General features: G+C 61.4%; 27 protein-coding genes. 18 read left to right on the forward strand and 9 right to left on the reverse strand.

The window, feature by feature from the left end:
- Both ACQKJZ_RS10615 and ACQKJZ_RS10620 read right to left on the reverse strand, forming a co-directional pair.
- Positions 1-193, reverse strand: a 193-nt coding sequence (locus ACQKJZ_RS10615) for a hypothetical protein (RefSeq protein WP_427731103.1), incomplete at its 3' end; no start/stop codon positions are given.
- 71 nt (positions 194-264) lie between these two features.
- Positions 265-846 carry a hypothetical protein gene (locus ACQKJZ_RS10620; RefSeq protein ID WP_427731104.1) on the reverse strand — a complete coding sequence of 194 codons (582 nt, stop codon included), beginning with the start codon at positions 844-846 and terminating at the stop codon, positions 265-267.
- Between the two features lie 67 nt (positions 847-913).
- Here ACQKJZ_RS10620 and ACQKJZ_RS10625 point away from each other — a divergent pair, with 67 nt between their 5' ends.
- From ACQKJZ_RS10625 to ACQKJZ_RS10645, 5 genes are all read left to right on the forward strand, one after another.
- Positions 914-1,171, forward strand: coding sequence for a hypothetical protein (locus ACQKJZ_RS10625; protein ID WP_427731105.1), 258 nt, complete (start codon positions 914-916; stop codon positions 1,169-1,171).
- A 484-nt stretch (positions 1,172-1,655) separates the two neighbouring features.
- Positions 1,656-1,994 carry a hypothetical protein gene (locus ACQKJZ_RS10630; protein WP_427731106.1) on the forward strand — a complete coding sequence of 113 codons (339 nt, stop codon included), beginning with the start codon at positions 1,656-1,658 and terminating at the stop codon, positions 1,992-1,994.
- Positions 1,991-2,533, forward strand: a complete 543-nt coding sequence (locus ACQKJZ_RS10635; protein ID WP_427731107.1) for a gene transfer agent family protein — start codon at positions 1,991-1,993, stop codon at positions 2,531-2,533. Before ACQKJZ_RS10630 ends, ACQKJZ_RS10635 begins: the two co-directional genes overlap by 4 nt.
- On the forward strand, positions 2,533-2,925 hold the full coding sequence (locus ACQKJZ_RS10640; RefSeq protein WP_427731108.1) for an HK97 gp10 family phage protein: 393 nt from the start codon (positions 2,533-2,535) through the stop codon (positions 2,923-2,925). The genes ACQKJZ_RS10635 and ACQKJZ_RS10640 overlap by 1 nt, the downstream gene beginning before the upstream one ends.
- Positions 2,925-5,402 carry a phage tail length tape measure family protein gene (locus tag ACQKJZ_RS10645; protein WP_427731109.1) on the forward strand — a complete coding sequence of 826 codons (2,478 nt, stop codon included), beginning with the start codon at positions 2,925-2,927 and terminating at the stop codon, positions 5,400-5,402. Before ACQKJZ_RS10640 ends, ACQKJZ_RS10645 begins: the two co-directional genes overlap by 1 nt.
- Positions 5,403-5,407: 5 nt before the next feature.
- Here ACQKJZ_RS10645 and ACQKJZ_RS10650 read toward each other — a convergent pair whose 3' ends face one another.
- Entirely contained in the window at positions 5,408-5,890 is a 483-nt protein-coding gene (locus ACQKJZ_RS10650; RefSeq protein ID WP_427731110.1) for a hypothetical protein, read from the reverse strand.
- A gap of 15 nt (positions 5,891-5,905) precedes the next feature.
- Positions 5,906-7,057, reverse strand: coding sequence for a plasmid recombination protein (locus tag ACQKJZ_RS10655; protein ID WP_427731111.1), 1,152 nt, complete (start codon positions 7,055-7,057; stop codon positions 5,906-5,908).
- Between the two features lie 344 nt (positions 7,058-7,401).
- Here ACQKJZ_RS10655 and ACQKJZ_RS10660 point away from each other — a divergent pair, with 344 nt between their 5' ends.
- Positions 7,402-9,174: a PAS domain-containing protein gene (locus ACQKJZ_RS10660; protein ID WP_427731112.1), complete on the forward strand. Its 1,773-nt coding sequence runs from the start codon at positions 7,402-7,404 to the stop codon at positions 9,172-9,174.
- Positions 9,175-9,176: 2 nt separating this feature from the next.
- Positions 9,177-9,557 (forward strand): response regulator, encoded by a 381-nt coding sequence (locus tag ACQKJZ_RS10665; protein ID WP_191864592.1) that lies wholly within the window; start codon positions 9,177-9,179, stop codon positions 9,555-9,557.
- Positions 9,558-9,943: 386 nt separating this feature from the next.
- On the opposite strand, the gene ACQKJZ_RS10670 is transcribed toward ACQKJZ_RS10665, so the two are convergent.
- Positions 9,944-10,192: a helix-turn-helix domain-containing protein gene (locus tag ACQKJZ_RS10670; RefSeq protein ID WP_191864593.1), complete on the reverse strand. Its 249-nt coding sequence runs from the start codon at positions 10,190-10,192 to the stop codon at positions 9,944-9,946.
- 134 nt (positions 10,193-10,326) lie between these two features.
- Here ACQKJZ_RS10670 and ACQKJZ_RS10675 point away from each other — a divergent pair, with 134 nt between their 5' ends.
- The 7 genes from ACQKJZ_RS10675 to ACQKJZ_RS10705 all read left to right on the forward strand — a co-directional run bounded on the left by ACQKJZ_RS10675 (position 10,327) and on the right by ACQKJZ_RS10705 (position 13,274).
- Positions 10,327-10,701, forward strand: a complete 375-nt coding sequence (locus ACQKJZ_RS10675; protein WP_191864594.1) for a hypothetical protein — start codon at positions 10,327-10,329, stop codon at positions 10,699-10,701.
- Between the two features lie 3 nt (positions 10,702-10,704).
- Positions 10,705-11,274 (forward strand): hypothetical protein, encoded by a 570-nt coding sequence (locus ACQKJZ_RS10680; RefSeq protein ID WP_191864595.1) that lies wholly within the window; start codon positions 10,705-10,707, stop codon positions 11,272-11,274.
- A 3-nt stretch (positions 11,275-11,277) separates the two neighbouring features.
- Positions 11,278-11,904 carry a hypothetical protein gene (locus ACQKJZ_RS10685; protein ID WP_191864596.1) on the forward strand — a complete coding sequence of 209 codons (627 nt, stop codon included), beginning with the start codon at positions 11,278-11,280 and terminating at the stop codon, positions 11,902-11,904.
- A 1-nt stretch (position 11,905) separates the two neighbouring features.
- Positions 11,906-12,199, forward strand: coding sequence for a hypothetical protein (locus ACQKJZ_RS10690; RefSeq protein ID WP_191864597.1), 294 nt, complete (start codon positions 11,906-11,908; stop codon positions 12,197-12,199).
- A gap of 1 nt (position 12,200) precedes the next feature.
- A complete protein-coding gene (locus ACQKJZ_RS10695; protein ID WP_191864598.1) occupies positions 12,201-12,431 on the forward strand; it encodes a hypothetical protein in 231 nt (76 codons plus the stop codon).
- The gene (locus tag ACQKJZ_RS10700) at positions 12,428-12,697 is read left to right on the forward strand and encodes a hypothetical protein (protein WP_191864599.1); all 270 of its coding nucleotides are present in this window, start codon (positions 12,428-12,430) and stop codon (positions 12,695-12,697) included. The genes ACQKJZ_RS10695 and ACQKJZ_RS10700 overlap by 4 nt, the downstream gene beginning before the upstream one ends.
- Before the next feature lie 124 nt (positions 12,698-12,821).
- Positions 12,822-13,274 carry a hypothetical protein gene (locus tag ACQKJZ_RS10705; RefSeq protein WP_427731113.1) on the forward strand — a complete coding sequence of 151 codons (453 nt, stop codon included), beginning with the start codon at positions 12,822-12,824 and terminating at the stop codon, positions 13,272-13,274.
- A 4-nt stretch (positions 13,275-13,278) separates the two neighbouring features.
- On the opposite strand, the gene ACQKJZ_RS10710 is transcribed toward ACQKJZ_RS10705, so the two are convergent.
- From ACQKJZ_RS10710 to ACQKJZ_RS10725, 4 genes are all read right to left on the reverse strand, one after another.
- Positions 13,279-15,216: a tyrosine-protein kinase family protein gene (locus ACQKJZ_RS10710; protein WP_427731114.1), complete on the reverse strand. Its 1,938-nt coding sequence runs from the start codon at positions 15,214-15,216 to the stop codon at positions 13,279-13,281.
- 3 nt (positions 15,217-15,219) lie between these two features.
- A complete protein-coding gene (locus ACQKJZ_RS10715) occupies positions 15,220-15,783 on the reverse strand; it encodes a type II TA system antitoxin MqsA family protein (RefSeq protein ID WP_427731115.1) in 564 nt (187 codons plus the stop codon).
- Positions 15,770-16,129, reverse strand: a complete 360-nt coding sequence (locus tag ACQKJZ_RS10720) for a hypothetical protein (protein ID WP_427731116.1) — start codon at positions 16,127-16,129, stop codon at positions 15,770-15,772. Before ACQKJZ_RS10720 ends, ACQKJZ_RS10715 begins: the two co-directional genes overlap by 14 nt.
- Before the next feature lie 640 nt (positions 16,130-16,769).
- A complete protein-coding gene (locus ACQKJZ_RS10725) occupies positions 16,770-16,961 on the reverse strand; it encodes a hypothetical protein (RefSeq protein WP_427731117.1) in 192 nt (63 codons plus the stop codon).
- Positions 16,962-17,061: 100 nt separating this feature from the next.
- Here ACQKJZ_RS10725 and ACQKJZ_RS10730 point away from each other — a divergent pair, with 100 nt between their 5' ends.
- From ACQKJZ_RS10730 to ACQKJZ_RS10745, 4 genes are all read left to right on the forward strand, one after another.
- Positions 17,062-17,523, forward strand: coding sequence for a hypothetical protein (locus tag ACQKJZ_RS10730; protein WP_427731118.1), 462 nt, complete (start codon positions 17,062-17,064; stop codon positions 17,521-17,523).
- Positions 17,524-17,634: 111 nt separating this feature from the next.
- The gene (locus ACQKJZ_RS10735) at positions 17,635-18,087 is read left to right on the forward strand and encodes a DUF2721 domain-containing protein (protein ID WP_312490634.1); all 453 of its coding nucleotides are present in this window, start codon (positions 17,635-17,637) and stop codon (positions 18,085-18,087) included.
- A complete protein-coding gene (locus ACQKJZ_RS10740) occupies positions 18,084-18,485 on the forward strand; it encodes a DUF4345 domain-containing protein (protein ID WP_427731119.1) in 402 nt (133 codons plus the stop codon). Before ACQKJZ_RS10735 ends, ACQKJZ_RS10740 begins: the two co-directional genes overlap by 4 nt.
- Positions 18,486-18,567: 82 nt before the next feature.
- Positions 18,568-19,734: an MBL fold metallo-hydrolase gene (locus ACQKJZ_RS10745; protein ID WP_427731120.1), complete on the forward strand. Its 1,167-nt coding sequence runs from the start codon at positions 18,568-18,570 to the stop codon at positions 19,732-19,734.
- Positions 19,735-19,860 lie beyond the last annotated feature (126 nt).

Here is a 19,860-nt window from a genome sequence, read left to right on the forward strand (position 1 = left end):
TTCCTCCTCGAATTCCTTCGTGAAACGTCGCTGCTTCGTCATCGAGTTCGCCTTTCACCTCAAGGGAACTCTCCACTTTTCCGGGGCAAGTCCAGTAAGAACTATCTCGCGTGCCTGCATGCAAGACGATGGCTGTAGCCCCTACTTCCCGCAGTATAGCGATCCGGAAGGCGCTTGTTGGCGTGTACGTCATGGGTGGCCCCTTTGATGAGGCATGATCCTGACCAGACTTGTAGCGCCAGTCTAGCCTTCAGGCGTTCGCATTCAGATAAGGATCGATCTAGATCGGATCACACACTGTTCCGGGTGCGGGCATTCCGGCAGAGGGCCTTTCGGTGCCTCGGCGATCGGCACTGGCTTCTCTGCCAGCTTCAGGCATGCCGCGCAGGCCCCCGCCGCCATGTTGTTTGGAATCACCTCGACGAACTCCACGCCAGCATGTTCGGCGCGGCCCAGCGAATTGGTGACCGCAATTTGACCAAGGTACGCCGATGTCAGGGTCTGCGCCGCCTCGAGTGGGTCAGCAAGACCGGCTGGGGTTAGGATCGCCAGGTATTCCGCGGTCAGCATTGCGGTGGGCCGGACATTCATGGCCTTGAGCGTCGCCTTGTCGAGCTGTGTCCCATGACGTCGCAGGTCGATGCTCTTGGCGAACGCGGTGCCGCCGATCGCGGCCTTCACGAACGCCAAGTCTTCGTCTCGACCATGACATAGACCTGTTTGCACCAATGCCGCGCGAACCTCCTCGTCCGGCAGGAAGGTCACTAGCTCGTATGGTGCCCAGGGCCGCGGCGCGTCCGGCGCCTCGCGCCCGGAGAACAGGTTGAACAAGTCACGCCGAATCACCGGTCGCTCCTCCAGCAGCCGTGGCGGCGGTAATACAGGCTGACTGCGGTAGGTAGCCCGATGGACCATGGCCGCCCGTCTGCCCCGCCGCAACGATACCGGTCTCGTCCGCCCCTACCGCCCCAAACCCCACGATTTTCGCGATCGCTACATCGAAATGGGCTGGGACGGGCTGGACGAACATTATCGCTGCAATTGGCGCTGCATCCGCCGATGGATTAACGAGGAAGGGCGAGAGGATCTAGTCGCTGCCCGCGCCGATGCGGTGCGCCGCCGGGCGGCAGATCGGCGGCGGAAACTGGAAATGCACCGCTCCTCTGGCTGACCGGGCGGCAAGTTAGGGCACCCGCCTAGCGGTCAATCTGATGCGGTGACAGTGGCGCAGCCGGGTCTGCGACAGGATGATCCGGATCCTGATGCGGCTCATACGCTATGACCCATTGCGGATAGCCTTCCGGTGACATGGTGATGTCGGCATGCCCAACCGGGTCGTTGCCGGTCTCGATCCATCCCGCCCCGTGGCAATAATTGCAGATTGCTCGCTTACACCGGAAGCTGACCAGATCGATCTCGGTGTTCCACTGCCCATAGCCGTGACAAATCGGGCATTGCGCATCGAGGGTGCCGTTGCGCGGCTGTAGCGGGATGATGTCGAAGGCGTGGGGACTGTTCGGTCCGTCGCATAGAACGACGTTGCTGGCATGGGCGATCGGTCTTCTCCTCGGACTCGCCCAACGGATTATTCAAGATGGGGTTGCCCGTTGCAACGGCGGTAAGCCGATCAGCGCCTCTCCCTATTAAATCGGGGTATGGAAAACCAAAGCACCGCAAAAATGCCGAAGGATGGGAAAGCCGGTGCCCCGTTGAGGGCGCGGCCGACTGATTTCCGAGATCAGTTCATCCGCCTTGGGTGGGACGTAGTCGACCACTACGCCACGAGCTGGAAAGTCGTCTCTCGCTGGGTTGATGAGGAAGGCCGCGAGGATCTTCAGGCAGACCGCAAGGCATATCGACAGATGCAGCAGCTGCAGCAGCGGTTCGAGGCGATCACAGAAGGACGGGCCGTGGTCATCGTGAAGGACTTTGCCGACATCGTTGCCAATGCCGTGACGCGGTCGGCTCGCAGTCACGGGGCGCTGCGCGCATGACGGCTCCGTTCGCACAGACCAGCCCGACGGTCGCGCAGATCTGCGCCTATTATAATGCGATCCGCAGCCGCCCGAGGCGTGTGACGTGGATCGAAGTACCGTTCGCTGACGGCATATACCGTTTCACCTTGCGCCTACCCCAGATCGAAGAACTCGAACGGACGCTCGGTTATATTGGCCGCGACGGTGCCCGCATTCCGATGGGCATTGGGGCGATTTTCGCCCGGCTGGCGAAAGGCCGCGCGTTCCTGAGCAACGGTGAGCCGGACTGGTCGGCACTTGGCGAGGCAGAAGCCTTGGCAAGTGAGATTGCCATTCGCGACAGCATCGAGGTTATTCGCTTGGGGCTGATCGGCGGCAACCGTGCCATCGTGAACGGGGTCGAGTCAGGCGTCACCCCGCAGCGCGCCCTCCAACTGATCGACGCCTATATTGTCGGCCAGCCGGTCGAAGATGCGTGGCATTACGCATTCGCGATCGTAGGGGCGCTGATATTTGGCGTCGAACCGCCAGCGGAATCGATCGAGGACGAAGGCTGATGGTTCGCGGCGGTCTGCGGAAGCTGGTGGCCCAGCTTGAACAGGACATCGCACCTGCGGTCGTCCAAGGGGCCCGCATCATAGAAGACCAGGCGAAAGGGCTGGTCATGCAAGGCTCCGTCAGTGGCAAAGGGCACGTCGCAAGTAAGCCAGGCGAGCCACCCAATAACGATCTAGGCGATCTGATCCGAGGCATCGACCACGTCGAGCTCGAGCCATTGCACGCCTTGGTGGTATCGACCGCTGGGCATGCGGCGCCATTGGAATTCGGCACCAGCAAGATGGCCGCCCGTCCCTACATGGCCCCCGCTGCCGACATCCGGCGGAAAGAGGTTGCCGACCTTGTCGCGCGGGCTGCCTCTATCGCCATCAGAAAGAGTGGGAATAGCTGATGACCGTCACCGCAGAAACGGTCGCGATCGAAGTAATCGCACGCCTTGATAAGGCGAAAAGCGGCATCACGGATCTCGACCGGACATTCGAGATGTCGACCGGGCGAATGCAGCAGGCCGCCAAGACGCTCGACGCCAACCTCGACCGTGTGGCTCAAAACAGCGCCACCAGCTTTACGCGCGTTGGATCGGCGTCGAAGAAGGCGGCCGATGAAGTTGACCGTTCCTCCGGACGGATTGCCAACGCCCAGCGTAATCTTGGTCGACAGATCAGCGATGTCACGACGCAGCTCGCTGGTGGCCAGAACCCTGGCCTGATCTTCGCACAGCAGGCGCCGCAGATCGCCGATGCGCTGGCCGATACCGGTGGGCGTGCGGCCAAATTAGCTTCGTTTTTCGCCGGACCGTGGGGCGCAGCTATTCTTGGCGCCGGGTCGATCCTGGCCACCGTCCTCGTGCCCCGCCTTTTTGAAGGCTCAGATGCGGCGGAGACGATGTCTAAATCGCAGATCGACCTCGCCCGGTTTGTTGATACGACCACCGGTGCCATCAACCGCCAGACCACTGCTGTACAACGTCTGGCCGCTGCCCAAGCCCGTCAGAATGACGTCGAAGCTGGAACCCGCACTTACGTTACCGCCCGAAGCCGAGCCATTAGCGCCGCCAAGGACGCGGCCGGCGTTAGGGAACCGGTCTTCACCGCTGGCTTCCGCCAGCCTGACGCGGTCATCACCGACCCCGTGAAAAAACAGTTGCGGGACCTAGCTGCCGAAGCTGCGAAGGGTACACTGCCGATCAACGACTTCGCGCTGGCTGTTAGGAAGGCCGTCGGCGACCGGCCTGAGTATCGGTCGTTGGTAAAGACGATCACCGCGCAGGCCGCCGCCGCCGTCGATGCTGCTCAGGGTGTCCAAAAACTGAAGGCAGAGCAAGCGGTGCTGACCGGCACCGCCACCGCGCAACAAAAGGCGTTACTCGGTATCGGAGCGGCGACAACGAGCCTTATTGAAAAACAGGTGGTGTTGCAGACATCAACAACGGACCTGGAGAAGGCACGTGCCCGCCTCGCGCTGGTAGAAGAAAAGGGCCGCAGCATTCAGGCCGGGGATGCGAAAGCCCTCAGTCAATACCGCTCCGAACTAACCAGCGCCCATAATGCCGTCAACGCGGCTGAGGCGGCGGAACGAGCAGCGGCACAATCCAAGCGGGATCACGCCAAGGCAACCCGCGATGCGGCCAAGGCCGTGCGGGAGCAAGCGCGAGAAAACCGGATTGCGGCCCGTGCCGAACGCGAACTGCTGGCACTTCGATCGGACCGGGCATCGTCGTCGTCCGATCTTACATCCGATCCCCGGCAGCAGGACGATTTTGCACGGCAGCGCATCAAATTGGATCAGGCTGGCCGGATTAGCGATCTCGACGAGCGTCGATCGCGCGGGGATTTGGATGCGGCAGAATATGCCGAGCGCAAGAAGGTGGTCGACGAGATTACCGCTAATCGCTTGCTGCTCGTGGACCGCAATGCCTCTATCAGAGAGCAGAACAACGGTCTGGAACTTGAACGTCAGCGCCTGGGCAATCAGCAAGACATTCTTCGCGCTCAACAGGGCTTGGCGCGCACATCAGAAGAACGGCGGCAGCTTGAATTGAAGCTGCTGGACCTTGGCATCGAGGAGCAGCGCCTTACAGCGCAGAAGGTGTTGGACCTCGCGGCTCAAGGCAAGGCGTCCCCACAGGAGGCCGCGCTGGCCCGGGGCACCCTCGATGCTCTGCCGGACCTTCGCCGCTATGGCGCGGCCGCTATCGAGCGCAACAATCAGGGCCCCCTCGCCTCATACCTCAACGATATCCCGCGTGCAGGGACGGAAATGAAAGAAGCCCTGGAAGGTGTAGCGGTTAACGGCGTGGAGCGCCTCAACGACAGCCTGGCGACAGCTGCAGCCAGCTTCCTCAAGCTGCGCGGCGTCGCTGGGGAAGCAATCTCCGGCATCATCGCCGATCTGGCTCGATTATATTTACGCCGCGGCATCCTGACGCTGCTCGGCCGCTTTTTGCCCGGCACAGGTGGCGCTGCGGGCCTGTTGACGGGGGCTGCTGCAAGCGCCGTTTCACCCGATGTTAGCAGCCTTCCCCGTCTTGCATCGGGTGGGACGATCAGGGCGGGTGGATTTGGCGGCGTTGATCGCAACGTCCTGAGCGTCAACGGCGTCCCGAAGGCCATGATCAGCGCTCACGAAACGTTAAGTGTATTCAATCCTGCTATGATGGCCGCGCCGATCCGGTCGGCGGCGCCCAACATCACCATCAATCAGCATTTCAATCCGGATATGCGAGGCAGCATCACCACGAAGGAATTCACCGAACGACTGGTGAATTACGCTGACGGTCGGGCTGCACAAGCCAGAGACTCAGCGGTTGCGATCGCGGGTCAGCAAGCCCCTGAGCGGGTCGCCCGGTACCAGCGGTTTCGATCATGATCTCGCTACCCCGCGAAGGGGTCATCAACCAGCTTGTTCGCGGCCTTGCCGTTGCAGCGGGATATGGCGAGCATGGCGGCATTTGAACCGGCCAGGCTGTAGCGTCCAACAAGTTGCCCGCCCCGTCGGAAGGCGACCGACCGAGCCGCCATGGCCATCGCTATCGTTCGAATGCCGTCGGTTTCGATCAGGATGCCGCCTGCGGTATCGGTCTTCATGCCGAATGCCTTAAACGTCAGCGGATCGCGGGTGTCGAATTGGACGGTCACCTCGTAAGTCTTGCCCTTGTCGATCGATTGCCAACGTTCGTTCCACAGGGTGATCGAGCTGTCCTTTTGCTCGTGATCCAGCGACAGCCCCACTGTGGTGCCGTCCTCAAAAACTTTGTCCGCCGAGCAGGTAGATTCGTCGCCATATATCTCCCAGCCACGAACGGTATGATCGGGCTGGAAAAATGCGAGGAGGGCGAGCGACAATCCAAGCGCCATACTGAGAATCCCTAATTACCGCTCAGCGCCCTGGCGCTTAGCAAAAGATGCTACGACCCAGTCGCTCCCTGCTGCCGAACGATCAACGTTGCCCAGCGCAGCGCTAACTCCGTCGCGTGCTGCAGCCAATCGTACAGAAGATAGGTCATCGGCCGCTTGAAGAAGCTCGTTTGCATAGCGGCGGACATCTTTGATAGCACGCAATTCGCGTTCAAAATGGGCTTGTTTCGCTTCCGCTTTCGTAAGTGCTGCCCTCAGATCCCCCTCTGCATTCTTCAAAGCCGCAGCGTGGCGATCCATATCCGCCTCTTTCGACGCCAGCGCCCGCCTCGTCACCTCCTGGCGGAGCATGGCTGCCCGAACCTTGCCCTGCTCGATCTTCAGCAGGCGCTGCCCCTCCTCCAGTTCGAGCCGATCGCGCTTGAGGCGGTCGAACTCGTCCGCCCAGTGTGCGGCGCGGGCTTGCTCGGCTTTCTCCGCCCCTTCCTTCGCTTTCACGGCGTCAGCCTCTGCTGCCGCCGCCCGCTTGCACTGCTCGTCCATCTCAGCGGCCTTTTCCGCGAACGGCCGGTACTTACGCCCGCTGCCCGACACGCCGCGCTGCAATCCCAGCGCCGCCATCTCGATGGCGTATTCATCGTGCGCCCGCTGGAACTCGCCAGGACCGGTGATCTCGCGCCCGTTCAGCGTCCATCGCTCGCCATCGTCCGGCCGCCGCCCGAAAACCTTCTTGACCAGTGGCATGAGGACGACGTGGATGTGCGGCGTGTATTCGTCGAGGTGGAGGACCATCTGCACGATGGTCACTTTTCGCCAGATTTTGATCGCAGCCAGATAGGCGCGGGCAACCCAATGCCACAGGCGCCGATCTCGCTCCGCTTCATCGCCCTGCGCGAAATACTCGTGCGAGGCGGTCAGGATCACCTCATGGGCGATGACGCCGTTAGCCCGAAGAGTTTGCGGGTCGAGCCCGCGCGAGCACAATTCGCGTTGCGCGTCCTCGACCAGTCTTTCGGAACCCTTCAAAAATTCAGGCTCCGGGGCTTCCGGATCGCAATGCGGCAGTTCCTCTGTCCGCGCGTTGTGCCGCTGAACAAGCATCATCCGCTCCCACGACTTGATGGGACCGCGATTGTCGAACGTCAGAACGCCATAGTGCTTTGCCATGCCACATACCCCGCTATGGCAATATGGTCGCTGACGTCGCGGGAATATGCCATACCCCCCTCAGCAACTTGACGAAATAAATTCGAGGTCAGCCAATTCGCTAAGCCTAGTAGCGAATGCCACTGTGACATTTCGTTTGGTTAGGGTGGGAAGCGGTCATTCCACTTGTGGGAACGCCGACCGGCATACCCGATCTTGCGGCTTACCGACGTTCCCAGAAAGGATGGTGTTTCGGGACTGACCGTCCAGCTATGTTCGAAGCGGCCATATTCCCGTCGGTGTGCGGCTTTGCTATATGGCCGATGAGGATGTGCCAGGGGGCCTGTCCGCTCTTGGACGCCCTGATGATCCGTTCCCAGCCTGTCAGTTTCTTCGACCGGATCGTAGCCTGGTCACTCCACCTTCAGCTTCCGATCGTGGCCCGGTATTTACTTGCGGCAATCACGATCCTTGCTGTGGGCTGGGGACGCATCCTGTTCGTACCGGACACGTTGCCTTGGCTGCTATTCATTCCTGCGACGATCGCCATCGCTCTGGTGGCGGGCAAAGGACCGGGCCTCTTCGCAGCCCTTCTGTCGGCAGCCACCGGCATCGCATCCCTCGGCACGATCGAGCATCCCACTTGGGTGCCGCATCAGCAATGGGTGGCGGCATCCCTGTTTCTCGTTGTCATGCTCGGCATCGTCATGCTGACCGCTGAGTTGCGCGAGTCCCTGCGTCGTGCGCGACGGCTGAACGAAGAGCTTGTCGAAAGCGAGCGGCAGGCAGTCGAGCGGCAGGCGTTCCTGTCCGGCGTGCTGGCCAGCTCGACGGATTGCATCAAGGTCCTCGACCTGGACGGCAAGCTGACCTTCATGAGCGAAGGCGGACAGCAGGTCATGGAGATCAGTGACTTCAATGAGGTCGTTGGATGCCCATGGCCGGACTTCTGGCAGGATGCCGGCAATGCCGAAGCCAAGGCCGCGCTCGAGGCAGCCAGGCGGGGTGAGGCGCGCAGCTTCATCGGCAAGGCCGACACCTATCGCGGCACACCCAAATGGTGGCACGTCGCGGTCAGTCCGATCGCCGGACCGGACGGGCGCCCCGACCGCATCCTGTCGGTCTCCCGTGACATCACCAACCTGCGCGCGAGCGAGGAAGAGCGCGACCGCTTCGTCCGACTGGCGGAGAACAGCACCGACTTCATCGGCATGGCCCATACCGACGGCAGCGTCTTTTACATCAACGATGCCGCCAGGCGCCTCGTAGGTCTAGAAGACACTGACATCGCCCGACTGAACATCGCCGACTTCTTCCCACCCCAGCAGGTCGAGGCGGTCATGCGCGAGGTGCTGCCGGCGGTGGATCGCGACGGCCACTGGGCCGGCGAACTGGACTTCCAGCATTTCCGCACCGGCGAGTTGATCCCGGTCCTCTACTCCGTGTTTCCCGTCACAGACGCGATGGGAACGCTGATCGGCTACGGCACCGTGACCCGCGACTTTCGTGAGCAGCGCCGTAACGAAGACGACATGCGCCTGATGAATGGCGAACTGGCACATCGGCTCAAGAATGTGCTGGCGGTCGTCCAGTCGGTCGCCGCGCAGACGCTGCGTGGCATTCCGGAGGCGGAAACGGCAAGTCAGAGCCTGTCGGCGCGGCTGGTCGCGCTGGGTGCCGCAACGGATGTGCTGACCGGTCGCTCGTGGCGCTCCGCCGATCTATGCGAGTTGGCGACGCGGGCCTTGTCCCCGCACGGCCGCATCGGCGAGCGCATCCTGTTTTCCGGCCCGGCGGTGACGCTCAAGCCCGAACTGACGGTCGCCTTCGCCCTTGCTCTGCATGAGCTGGCAACCAATGCCGCCAAATATGGCGCACTATCGAACGAAACCGGTCACGTGACGCTCGCCTGGTCGATCGACGGAAACGGCGACGATGCCAAATTGGCGGTCTGCTGGCGCGAGGAGGGAGGGCCGCTCGTTACGCCGCCCCAGCGCAAGGGCTTCGGCTCTGTCCTGATCGAGCGCTCCTTGCGGAGCTATTTCAGCGGCAAGGCTGCAACCGACTATCGGCCGGAAGGTTTGGTGTTCGAACTTGAAGCGCGGCTTGGAGACGCCGCTATCGTGACCGGGAATTAAGCGTGGGTCAGAGTACGCCGATTGGCAGCAAGACGATCCTGATCGTTGAAGATGAGGCTTTGGTCAGGTTCGACCTCGTGGACTTCTTTGAGCACGCCGAATGGCGGGTTTTCGACGCGGAGAATGCGGACGAAGCCATTGCCATCCTCGACGCGCACAAGGAAATCCGAGTGGTTCTGACCGATGTGCAGATGCCGGGATCGATGGATGGTGTAAAGCTTGCGCACTATGTCCGCGAACGCTTTCCGCCGACCGTATTGTTCGTCGTATCCGGCAACGCCCCCATCCCGGAACACGAATTGCCTGCCCGGGCGACATTCCTCCCCAAGCCCTTCGATCCGCATCGGTTGCTGCGCCAGATCGAAAGCATGGCGCAGGCGTAACTCTCCCGGCGGCGGCCTCGTGACGTGGCCCGGTTTCCCCATTGGGAACCAGCGCTGGGAGCGTAGCCACGCCGATCGCGCCGGCACGCGTCCGGAGCACCCGCTTTCCCAAAATCTGTTTCCGATTGCGGTTGCTTGAAATTGTCCGTCGGAGAGGGGACGCGAGAGTGATCGCGCTGAACGAATGCCTGCTTCCGGGAACACAGATTGCCGGCCTGAGCGCCTGGGTCTGGGCGGAAGCTGCCGCAGCCTTACCAGCAGCGAGCCCCATGAGCGGGACTCGAACCCGCCAAACAAACTCTCCGTCGAGGCTTGCCCACGCCGACCGTGTCAGGGACCTCAGTGAGGATAGCCGGGTGACGTACGTCGGCAAGTGGCTGATCGCTTCAGCCCGCCGCGCTTTTCGCAAGGCGGACACCGACGCCGCCGGATGTCGATTTTTGATCTGCGCCGATTAGCGTGACGCCAGCGGAAGCCAGCGCACCAGACAAGGCCTCAAGCGAAATGTCCGCGATCGGACTGCCGCCCTCGTAGCGGCGCACTGTCGCAACGCCGATGCCAGCTTGGTCAGCAAGTTCTTGAGCGGACCAACCCAAAAGGGATCGCGCGGCCCGGCACTGCTCGACGGTCATCATGTGATATTTATTAGATCACTTTGCGCTTGATTGCCAGAAATACTGGTGATATGAAAAATATCAGTCAGCCGAGATGGGGCATCCTACCTCCCCACCCCGGCCTGACCACAACCGATCTATTGAGGAGATCGACTATGGCTACTGCCGCGCATAGCATCCTTGCGTCTGCCGTCCAGACGGCGGATTGCATCAACGCCCCTAACCCTGCGAATGACACCGCTCCCTGCTGGACGACCGACCGGCGCGCCCGTGCGATCCTAGCGACCGTCGCTGCACATCCGCCTCATGGTGAATGGCACCGCCCGCGCTTCGGTAACACCGTTGACGAATACTGGACCTATGTCGGCTATCGCTTCGATTGCCTGACGGCGATCCGGGATGCGTACGGCCAGAAGGCCCTTGAGCATTACCACGCCACCGGCAATTTCGCGGTGTTCGGCGCCTATTGCGACGCCCCCAACGTCAACGATGCGATCGAAGCGGCTCGCGAAGCCGGGCGGGAGGGCTGAACGATGGCCAGCTATGCAATTGCCGCCACCGTGACCGACCCCGTCACGGCCATTGCCGATATATCGCTCGCGATAGAGCGCGTCATCGTCACGATGGACAACGCCAACAGCGAACTGATGGAGCAGGTGGTCGGGCGGCTGAATGACCCGGCATCGCCGATGCATCATGCCGCCTTTAGCGCATGGTGCACGCACCAGATCGCTTCCGAGAAGCTGGTCGAGATCAGCACGGTTCTCGATGAGGTGGAATACCGGCTGATGACCCCGCCGGACAAATCGCAGGCACAAGAAGCCGAGCATGCCGAATGGCATCGCGCGCACACTGCCTGGACCGAGGCGCACGAAACCGTCCGTCGACACAATGCGACGCCGGGCGGCGTTCCAGGCGAGACGATGAACGCCGCTGTCCGGATCGAGCGCGAGACTGTCTATAACCTCGCTGCCGCGCCTGCGCCAAACCGTGCCGCCGTCGGCATCAAGATCAACGCCTTGCTGGACTATCTTCAGGACTGCGCAATCGACGAGGCCGCGTTGCGGACGATCGCAGCTGACGCACTGCGGGCGGAGGGCTGAACCATGACGACCGAAACCACCCGTCGCGCCCTGTTTGGGGGCGCTGGCCTCGTCGCGCTTGCCGCCGCCGTCCCGGCCGTCGCATCGAGCATGCGCGCCAACTCGGGCGTCAGCCCTGCCCTGGCCACGCTGATCGCGGTCAGCGAGGAAGCCTGGCAAGTGTCGGAGGACCACGACAATCTGGTCCTGAAACCCGCCGACGCGGCGGCAAAGGCGCTTGCGTCCCAGATCCCGCATGTCGCGGTCGACATTGACGGCGATCCCTACTGGACCACTGCAAACCCGGGCGCTGTCAGCGTCGCCCGCGGCCTCGTCGAACGTGATCCGGCGCGCAACCATCCCAATAGCCCCGGACTGCGCCGTCTGGTTGCGGCCGACCTTCAACGGCAGCGTCTCCGCGCTCGTATCCATCGCGACACGGGCCTGACTGCTGCGGCCGATCGCAGCAATGCCCTGAACGACGCCTATGCCAATGCCGAGTCGGCCGTTGCGACGCACCCGGTCAGCACCGTCACCGACCTGCACGCGAAGCTGGCGTTCATGATCAAGAACGACATGGGCGATGGCCGTGATTGGCTGGAAGAGATCGCGGACGACGTTGCCCGCATCGCGAATGTGGAGGGCCGCTGACATGTCGACCACCAGCGAAACCTTCTGCGCTCTGCTCGACGCCTCTGACGCCGCCAGCCGCCGCTTCAACAGCCTGCCGTCCGACTTGGAGGAACAAGACCCCGTCACGTTCGAGCAGGAGGAACAGGCGGTATGTTCAGCATCGCATGACGCAGACATGGCCGAACCAACGACCTGGGCGGAATTTACCCGTCTGCTGGAACACATGTCGTATTGTGGCGCCAGCGCCATTGATGACGACAATGCTGCCCGGCTCTTGGCTCATGCGAAGCGCCTCAACGGGGAGGGTCGCTGACATGGCGACCCTCACCCACCCCACGCCCTTCAACCCCACCGCCTGGCTCCACGCCCTCGTCCAGATCGGCGGCGGCTATGCCCTGACGTCCGACCGCAAGCTGTGGCTGGTCATCCAGGACTGTCCGTCCGACGACCTGACGCCGCTGATGGCACAGATCGTCGGGCACCCCGACCGGGCGGAAGCGGTGCGTCAGACCATCGAGCAACGGCACTATGGGGAGGCAGCATGATGGGACACGCTGCCGTCACCCCGCCGCCCAGCGCTCACCGTGCGATGCCTTGGCGCCGATCGCGCCGCCGTCCTTGGCACCGGCTGGACCGGGTCGCATCGCCGCGTGCGGTGCTGGCCACCATCCCTTCCCTGCCCCGTGCCGAACTGGCGCGGATCACCGAACGGCTGATCGACCGCATGGACGAGCTAGACGGAGACACGGACCTCGAACCCGAGGATCTGGAAGAAGACGACCCCACGGAGGCGGATGACGTTCACTTCTGAGCCGATCACGCCGCGGGTCCCGTCCCGGCGCATGGAACACAGGCCCGTCGCTCGCGATCGTCGAGCGGCGGGCTCTCCGCGTGTGCATCGCTTCCGAGATAGCCTGGCGCTTTCGGAGAGCTTCGTGGATGCCGATTGGTGGCTGCCGCTATATCGCCGCGCGTTCCCGACGATGGTGTCAGCGGTCGCCGTGCGCGAAGACGGATGGGCACAGCGGGGTGGGATAGATCGGCTGCTCACCCTGGCCTGTGGACGGACCTACACTGTCGACGAGAAGGTGCGGATGCACGACTGGCCCGACGTCCTGCTGGAACGCTGGTCGGACGAGGCGCGCCGCGTGCCTGGGTGGATCCAGAAACCTCTGGCTGCGGACTTCATTGGGTATGCCTACGCCCCGGCCGGAATGTGCCTGTTGCTGCCCGTCGTGCCGCTACAGCGCGCTTGGCGGCGACATGGGCGCAAGTGGATCGACCTGTACGGGACGCGGTCAGCGCAGAACCCCGGGTATGTGTCGGTCGGAGTGCCTGTGCCCCGTCATGTGCTGATGCAGGCGATCGTCGAAGCCATGATAATTTGACTCATCATAACAACAAGCCCGGCGTAGCATTTGAGCCGGCCCAAGCACGTGTCAAAACCTCGGGCGGAGGTCCCTCACGGAGGCAGAACGCCAATATACTATCTAAATGTTCTTCAAATTTACTCTTCTGCTCATTGAAATAAGACCAACAGCTGAACTCCAGCGTCGCCATATCAGTCAGGCAATCTTTAGATATAAGAGCAAACTTCTCTGTATTTTCCTTATCCTCTATCACAGCGGCAGCCAGTGCCGCACACTGATAAAGGTTCGCTATAGGAAATATGGCATCTAAACCATTCACAATATTTACTACTGAATTAAATGCACCAACATCAGGATGACCATCCCGCCCCCACAATGCAACACTCCGATTGAAAATATCTTGAAGATGATCGACATCTGCTACCGGCGGATTTTTAGAAATTTTAACTGCGACGTCAAATTTACCGCCAGCAATCAAAAGAAGCTGAAGATTATTATGCTCACCGCTATCTGGGGTATAACCTTCAGGTGACTCGGCGATCGCACGCGCAGCAATAGAAGCGGCAACATCAGTAGCCGCAGGCGACGCCGCTAGCCGTAGCGCAACGGCCATCAGTCGTTCTGGACTCGCATAAACCAATGCCGGAACAGTATTTGGATCAGGCAAGAGTTCTGATGACTCTTGAGCCAACGCCAGCATAGCATCCAATACGGCTTCCTCGGTTGCAAAGGGATCACCGAGAATGGACAATGCAGACTGATGAACCTGATCAGGGAAGTCGATTGCGCTGAATATTCTAAGTCGGAGCCGATTTACCGTTGCCGTGAAGTTAGGCGGGACAGCCACATTACCATCACCCGGCAATGAAAAAGCCAAAGCATAATCGCTAGCGAGCGCAGCATCAAATAAACTCTGCTGCTGGTAGAACGCCCTCGCCAAGGCATGTTGAATAATTGGGTCTTTGTCATGAACCTTTTGGATTTCACGCAGCCGGGTCAGCAACTGCTCATCTTCAGGACGAGGGCCAGAAGCAAGCGATGTACGTCGGCGGGCATTTCCTCGTGCTGCATCACGAGCAAACGCAAGTGCACCCACAGAGTCCTCAATGTTGCGACGCGCAAGCTGCGATTCAAGTTGCTTATACTGGGACGCGAGACCAGATTTTGGCCGCGCTAGTACGAATAACACCTGATTCAGCAGCATAAGACTATCATACTGCTCAATCGTTACAAGCTCAGAGCCTGAGTAACGCAGTCTATTTTGAGCCTGTTCTAGCCAATTACGGAGATGGCCATGCTCATCGTCAAGACGGGGAACCCTAGAGGCAACGAATATCAAATCTATAGGCTTGCCTCGCGCTGAACTGCCTCTGACCATTTCTACGACCTGAGACAGACCAACCAAGTTCTGCTCATTTGGAAAAAAGACAGCGACTACGGCGTCTGGCAGCTGTCGCGTGCAGATCCCTCCGACATCTGTGTGACCGGTCCGGCTATCTATCAATACATATTCATACCCCAGAGCAGCCCATTGTGCCCTGAGATCTTCCATGACTAAGAAGCCATTTTTATTATTGTATAGATCGTTCCAATCTACAGCTGCAAATCGCCGGGCATATGTATCATCATCGCCCCCCGCAGGCATAATATCAATATTAAAGCCTTCGCTTTCATCCAATGTTTCACCATCAAAGGAAGGCTCTAATATATGACATTTACAGATATACTCTGACACGGATGGGACCTGATCCGTCTCAATGTAACTCTGAACGAAGTCGACAACGCCAGCTTTTCCTTGGCTTGACCGAAAAGCGTCCATAGTTTGGAGGCCAGGTGCCTCCAAATCAAAATCAACAACTAGAACTTTTTTCCTACGGCGAGCGAGCGTAACGGCGACATTCGCCAAAGCCAGAGTACGGCCGACTCCGCCCTTGTAGGAATAAAAAGTAGCTACAAACACAGCTTAACCAACCGCACGAAGATGGAAGGATTGAGCTCGCGACCGTGCATCAGACAAGCCGTTTGGCTTTGCTTCCAATGCAGAAAAGCGCCCCTGCACGACGGACCCTCCATCAACTGGATCCTGCCTGCGATCTAGACGATGTGCCGTGACTGGATTCGACAAGGCACGGAGCAGTGTGTCCATGCTCTTATTCTGTATTATCCGTCCGTTTTCCCACCTCTCCATAGAGGCAGATGGGAGGCCATATGCAGCATCAAAGTCCTTCCGCGTCATGCCGAGCGCAAGACGTATCCCTTTCACCTCCGCAGGCCTCAGCAACCCCAGGTGATCGTAAATGGCATCCTTACGAATCTTCTCTGCGCGATGGTCCGTGAATGAGGACTCACAGGCCTCGCACTTTATGATTGGGACCTGGACTGAAAAGGTTTCACCTTTCCCGCCAAAAGGCACATCTTGGCGAGCCATCACTTCGGAAATTTTGTCGCTGCCGCACGAGGCACACGAGGTCATTGCCCGCTCCGCATCTTCCAACGCAGCGGCGAGAAAGGCTTCAGCGTCGAGCATGGTGAAAGCTCACTCCAATGACTTTTTTCGCAATGATCGGGTTAATCGCAATCTTCATATATAACTTCATGCCACGTCCATCCTCCTCGATCATGACATAGGCATGATCCGGATATGCGGTGGTGGGCGGCTGACACGTCACGGCAACGTTGCCATCGAGGCAATCAGCGATGTGCTCCCAAGCCGACTCATCAGAATGGAAAGACAGGGAATGCGGCTCAACGACGTCAAACGGCCGCCAATTATTTCGAATGTTAATTTCGGGAGGATTGATCCTCAGCAAAGGGTTTCGGCACATGATTGCGAGCATCTTCCTGACGGCAGATACATCCGAGAGGTCTAACATAGCGTTACACCAGGCATATGGGAAGGGCGTAATTGATCATATGATCTGCCATACCCACTACCGCCTCCCCTCCCGCCCCCCTGGACGTCGCGGCCGCCAGCATGATGCCTCTGCAGGGGAATAACGCTGACCGACGGTGCGCGGTGAGCAATCTTCACCCCATTTGGATCCCCCTGCAAAGTCAGACCCGATGTTTTCCACAAAGGCGTGCCATAGCGAATGCCACTGGCCCGACCCGCACGCCTTGAAAGACTGCGGCATAGCATCGAGAGGAACATCAATTTGAGGCGATCAATGTAGGGACTTCCACTTTGCACGTTGCCCATCAGGCGTGGCACGAGTTTTATGACGAAACTGATAGATTCGCCAAGCCCAGCTGACGACAGCAAGATTTGCTTCGCGTCATCCGCTTTCAACGATTGTCATCCCTTGGCTTGGCCCGCTGAACATATGGCCAAAAGTCAGCTCGAGGCGCCGGGATCGCATCTGAAAGCTGCTCTCGTGATTACCCCGTGATTGCTACTCGCCAATTCCGGGCATAAGCTCGGACCCATAAACCCGAGAAAACCAAGCCTCTCAGGCCAAACCAACCCTAAAATGTGGTATTTCAGGTATATCCGCCGATAAGGCGGGGGCAGGGTCAGGGGCGGAGCGCCATCCGGGCGGGTGGCATCGGGGCGGCGGCGCCCATGTTGCGCCGTGCCATTTCGGCCAGCACGATGTCGCGTTCACCCTCGTCGGATGCCTCATGAACGATGGCGAACGCCTCCAGCAGCGTGGCGTCGTCGACGAATTCGATCAGATCGGGGTCGAGCATCGGATTCATGGCCATGCCTCCCAGCCTATTTTATGAACCTATAACAAGCCGATCGCACTCGGGTTGCCAAGGGGGGCCCGGCGGACCTAATCGCGGGCGCGATCGGATCGGGGGCATGAAGATGGTCGATGACAGCTGGGGCGTGACGCCGCCGCGCGGCGGGCTGCGGGTTCGCACCAATGACAGCCTGGAAGAACGCGCCGCTGCGCGCGCCCGGGCACGGGAAGAACGCGAGGGCCAGCGCGCCGCGCTGATGGCGGACCGGATGGAAGCGCGCGCCGCCAACCGGGTGCGCGAGACCGCCGCGCGCGAGGCGGAACGTGCCGCGCGGCGCGAGGCCGAGATGGCCGCCGCCGAACGCGATCCCCATGCTGCCGCCGCCAAGCGCCACCGAACCTCCGGCCGCAAGGACGTGGTGCGCGAACAGCGCGACACGCGCGGCTATGCGACGGTGGTCGATGAGGGGCGGATACGCGAACTCGCCAAGCGCGGTGCCTCGCTGGGGGGGCTCGCCAGCGCGTTCGGTGTGTCGCAGGACGAGATCGCCGCGATCCTCGCCACCACCCGGGCGGTATAGACCGGCACGACGGATCGCGACCCGCCTGTCCCGGATCGCCCCATCGCACCTCACCCGCAGCGCACATCGCCCCTTGTCGCGGCGCGGTTGGCGCGCCACCATTTGCCGGACATGCCGAACCTGCCCGCCGTCACCACCATCGCCCAGACCATTCAGCTGTCACTGGCGCCCGTCTTCATGCTGGCCGCGATCGGCCAGCTGCTCAACGTGCTGGCCGGGCGGCTGGCGCGGGTCATCGACCGTGCCCGCACACTGGAGATGATGATCCACAAGATCGATCACGGCCCCGAGCTGCTGCGTCATAAATGGGAGCTGCGCCTGCTCGACCGGCGCATGTCGATCATCAACGCCGCGCTGTTGATGGCGGTGTCGAGCGCGGTGATGGCCTGCATCGTCATCGCGGTGCTGTTCGTCGCCAATATCGGCAATTATCATTTCGGCACGCTGATCGCGGTCGCCTTCATCCTGTCGGTGACGTTGCTGATCCTGTGCCTGGTCGCCTTCACCATCGAGGTACGGATTTCGCTGCGTGCCATTCATGTCCGCAAGGAGATACTGGATTGAGCGCGTGGCGTGACGAACGGCGCCTGTTGCAGGGGGTTGTCGCCATCGCCTGCCTGGTGCCGCTGTCGATCGGGGGGATCAGCGTCGTCCTGGGGCCCCGGTGGCTGGGCCATGCGCCGGTGGTGCCGACCGATCTGGACAGCCAGTTCCGCTATGTCTCGGGCATCTTCCTGGGGCTGGGGATCGCCTTCGTCACCTGCATCCCGGGCATCGAGCGCAAGCGCGCGCGGTTCCGGCTGCTGGGGCTGCTGGTCGTGGCCGGTGGGCTGGCGCGGCTGGGCTCTTGGGCGATGGTCGGCGCGCCGTCCGCCGGGCACCGGCTGGGCCTGATGATGGAACTGGTCGTCGTGCCGCTTCTTATGCTGTGGCAGGCGCGCGTCGCCCGGCATGCGCGCTGACATCAGGACCGGTTATGACCAATTCCGACAGGGCTTCGGACACCGCCCGCTTTTACTCCCTGGCCGCCGGGCGCGTGGCGGCATGAAGGCCGTGCGCCTGATCGCCAAGACGGTCGCGCTGCTGCTCATCCTGATCGGGCTGGCGGCGACCATCGTGCCGCACTATCTCGACCGCATCTATTACGAAGGGCCCGAAAGCGGCCATTATGACGGCGAGCACTTCTTCAACCCCGATGGCGATGCCGATACGCTGCGCATGCCGCGGCGCGGCGGGCGGCGCGGCTTCCTCTGGAGCCAGTTGACCGGCGATGACGGGCGCCCGGACTGGCCGGACACGGTCAGGGTCGATGCGTCCCGCCCGGCGGCGCGGGTGATGGGCGATGCGATGGTCGCGACCTGGATCGGCCACGCCACGGTGCTGGTGCAGACGCAGGGCCTCAACATCTTGACCGATCCCATCTATGCCGAGCGCGCCGGCCCCTTCGGCATCGGCCCCGGCCGCGTCGCCAGGCCCGGCGTCGCGTTCGACGACCTGCCCAAAATCGACCTCGTCCTGATCAGCCATAATCATTACGATCACCTCGACCAGGCGACGCTGAAGAAATTGTGGCGGCGCGACCGGCCGCTGGTTGTCACCAGCCTGGGCAACGACAGCGTCATCGGGCAGGTCGGCGTGCCCGCCACCGCACTCGACTGGGGGCGTGAACGGGCGATCCGGCCAGGCGTGTCGGTGGTCGTGACCCGCAATCACCATTGGGGCAGCCGCTGGTTCGCCGATCGCAACCGGGCGCTATGGTCGAGCTTCGTGGTGAAGCTGCCCGGCGGCAATATCTTCTTCGCAGGCGACACCGGCATGGGCGACGGCCGCTGGCCCGAGGAAGCGGCCAAGCTCGGTCCGGTGCGGTTGGCGCTGCTGCCGATCGGGGCGTTCCGCTTCGTGCCTGGCCAGATGGCGGCCGGCAGCCATATCGGCCCGCCGCAAGCGGTGCAGATTTTCGAGCGGCTGGGCGCGTCCACCGCGATCCCCATCCATTGGGGCACCTTCCGGCTGTCCTATGAGGCTTATGACACGCCGCCCAAGCTGCTGGGTGCCGCGATGCGGTGTTCGGGGGTGCCGGGGCGGTTCGCGGCGGTTCGGTTGGGTGAGCCGATCGAGGTGGCGCCTTTCCGTGCTGCGGGCGCGGTGCGGACCAGCGACGCGGCTATGCGAACGTGCCTGGATACGCCGCAGGTCCGGGCTTTGCGATAAGGGGATTCCCTTGGCCTTGGCCTTGGCCTTGGCCTTGGCCTTGGCCTTGGCCTTGGCCTTGGCCTTCGACTTCGCTCAGGCTGAACGGAGTGAGGGAGTAACTTGCAGACCAACCTCCGTTCAGGC

This window comes from Sphingomonas sp. NPDC019816 (genome assembly GCF_050274375.1).
GTDB lineage: Bacteria > Pseudomonadota > Alphaproteobacteria > Sphingomonadales > Sphingomonadaceae > Sphingomonas.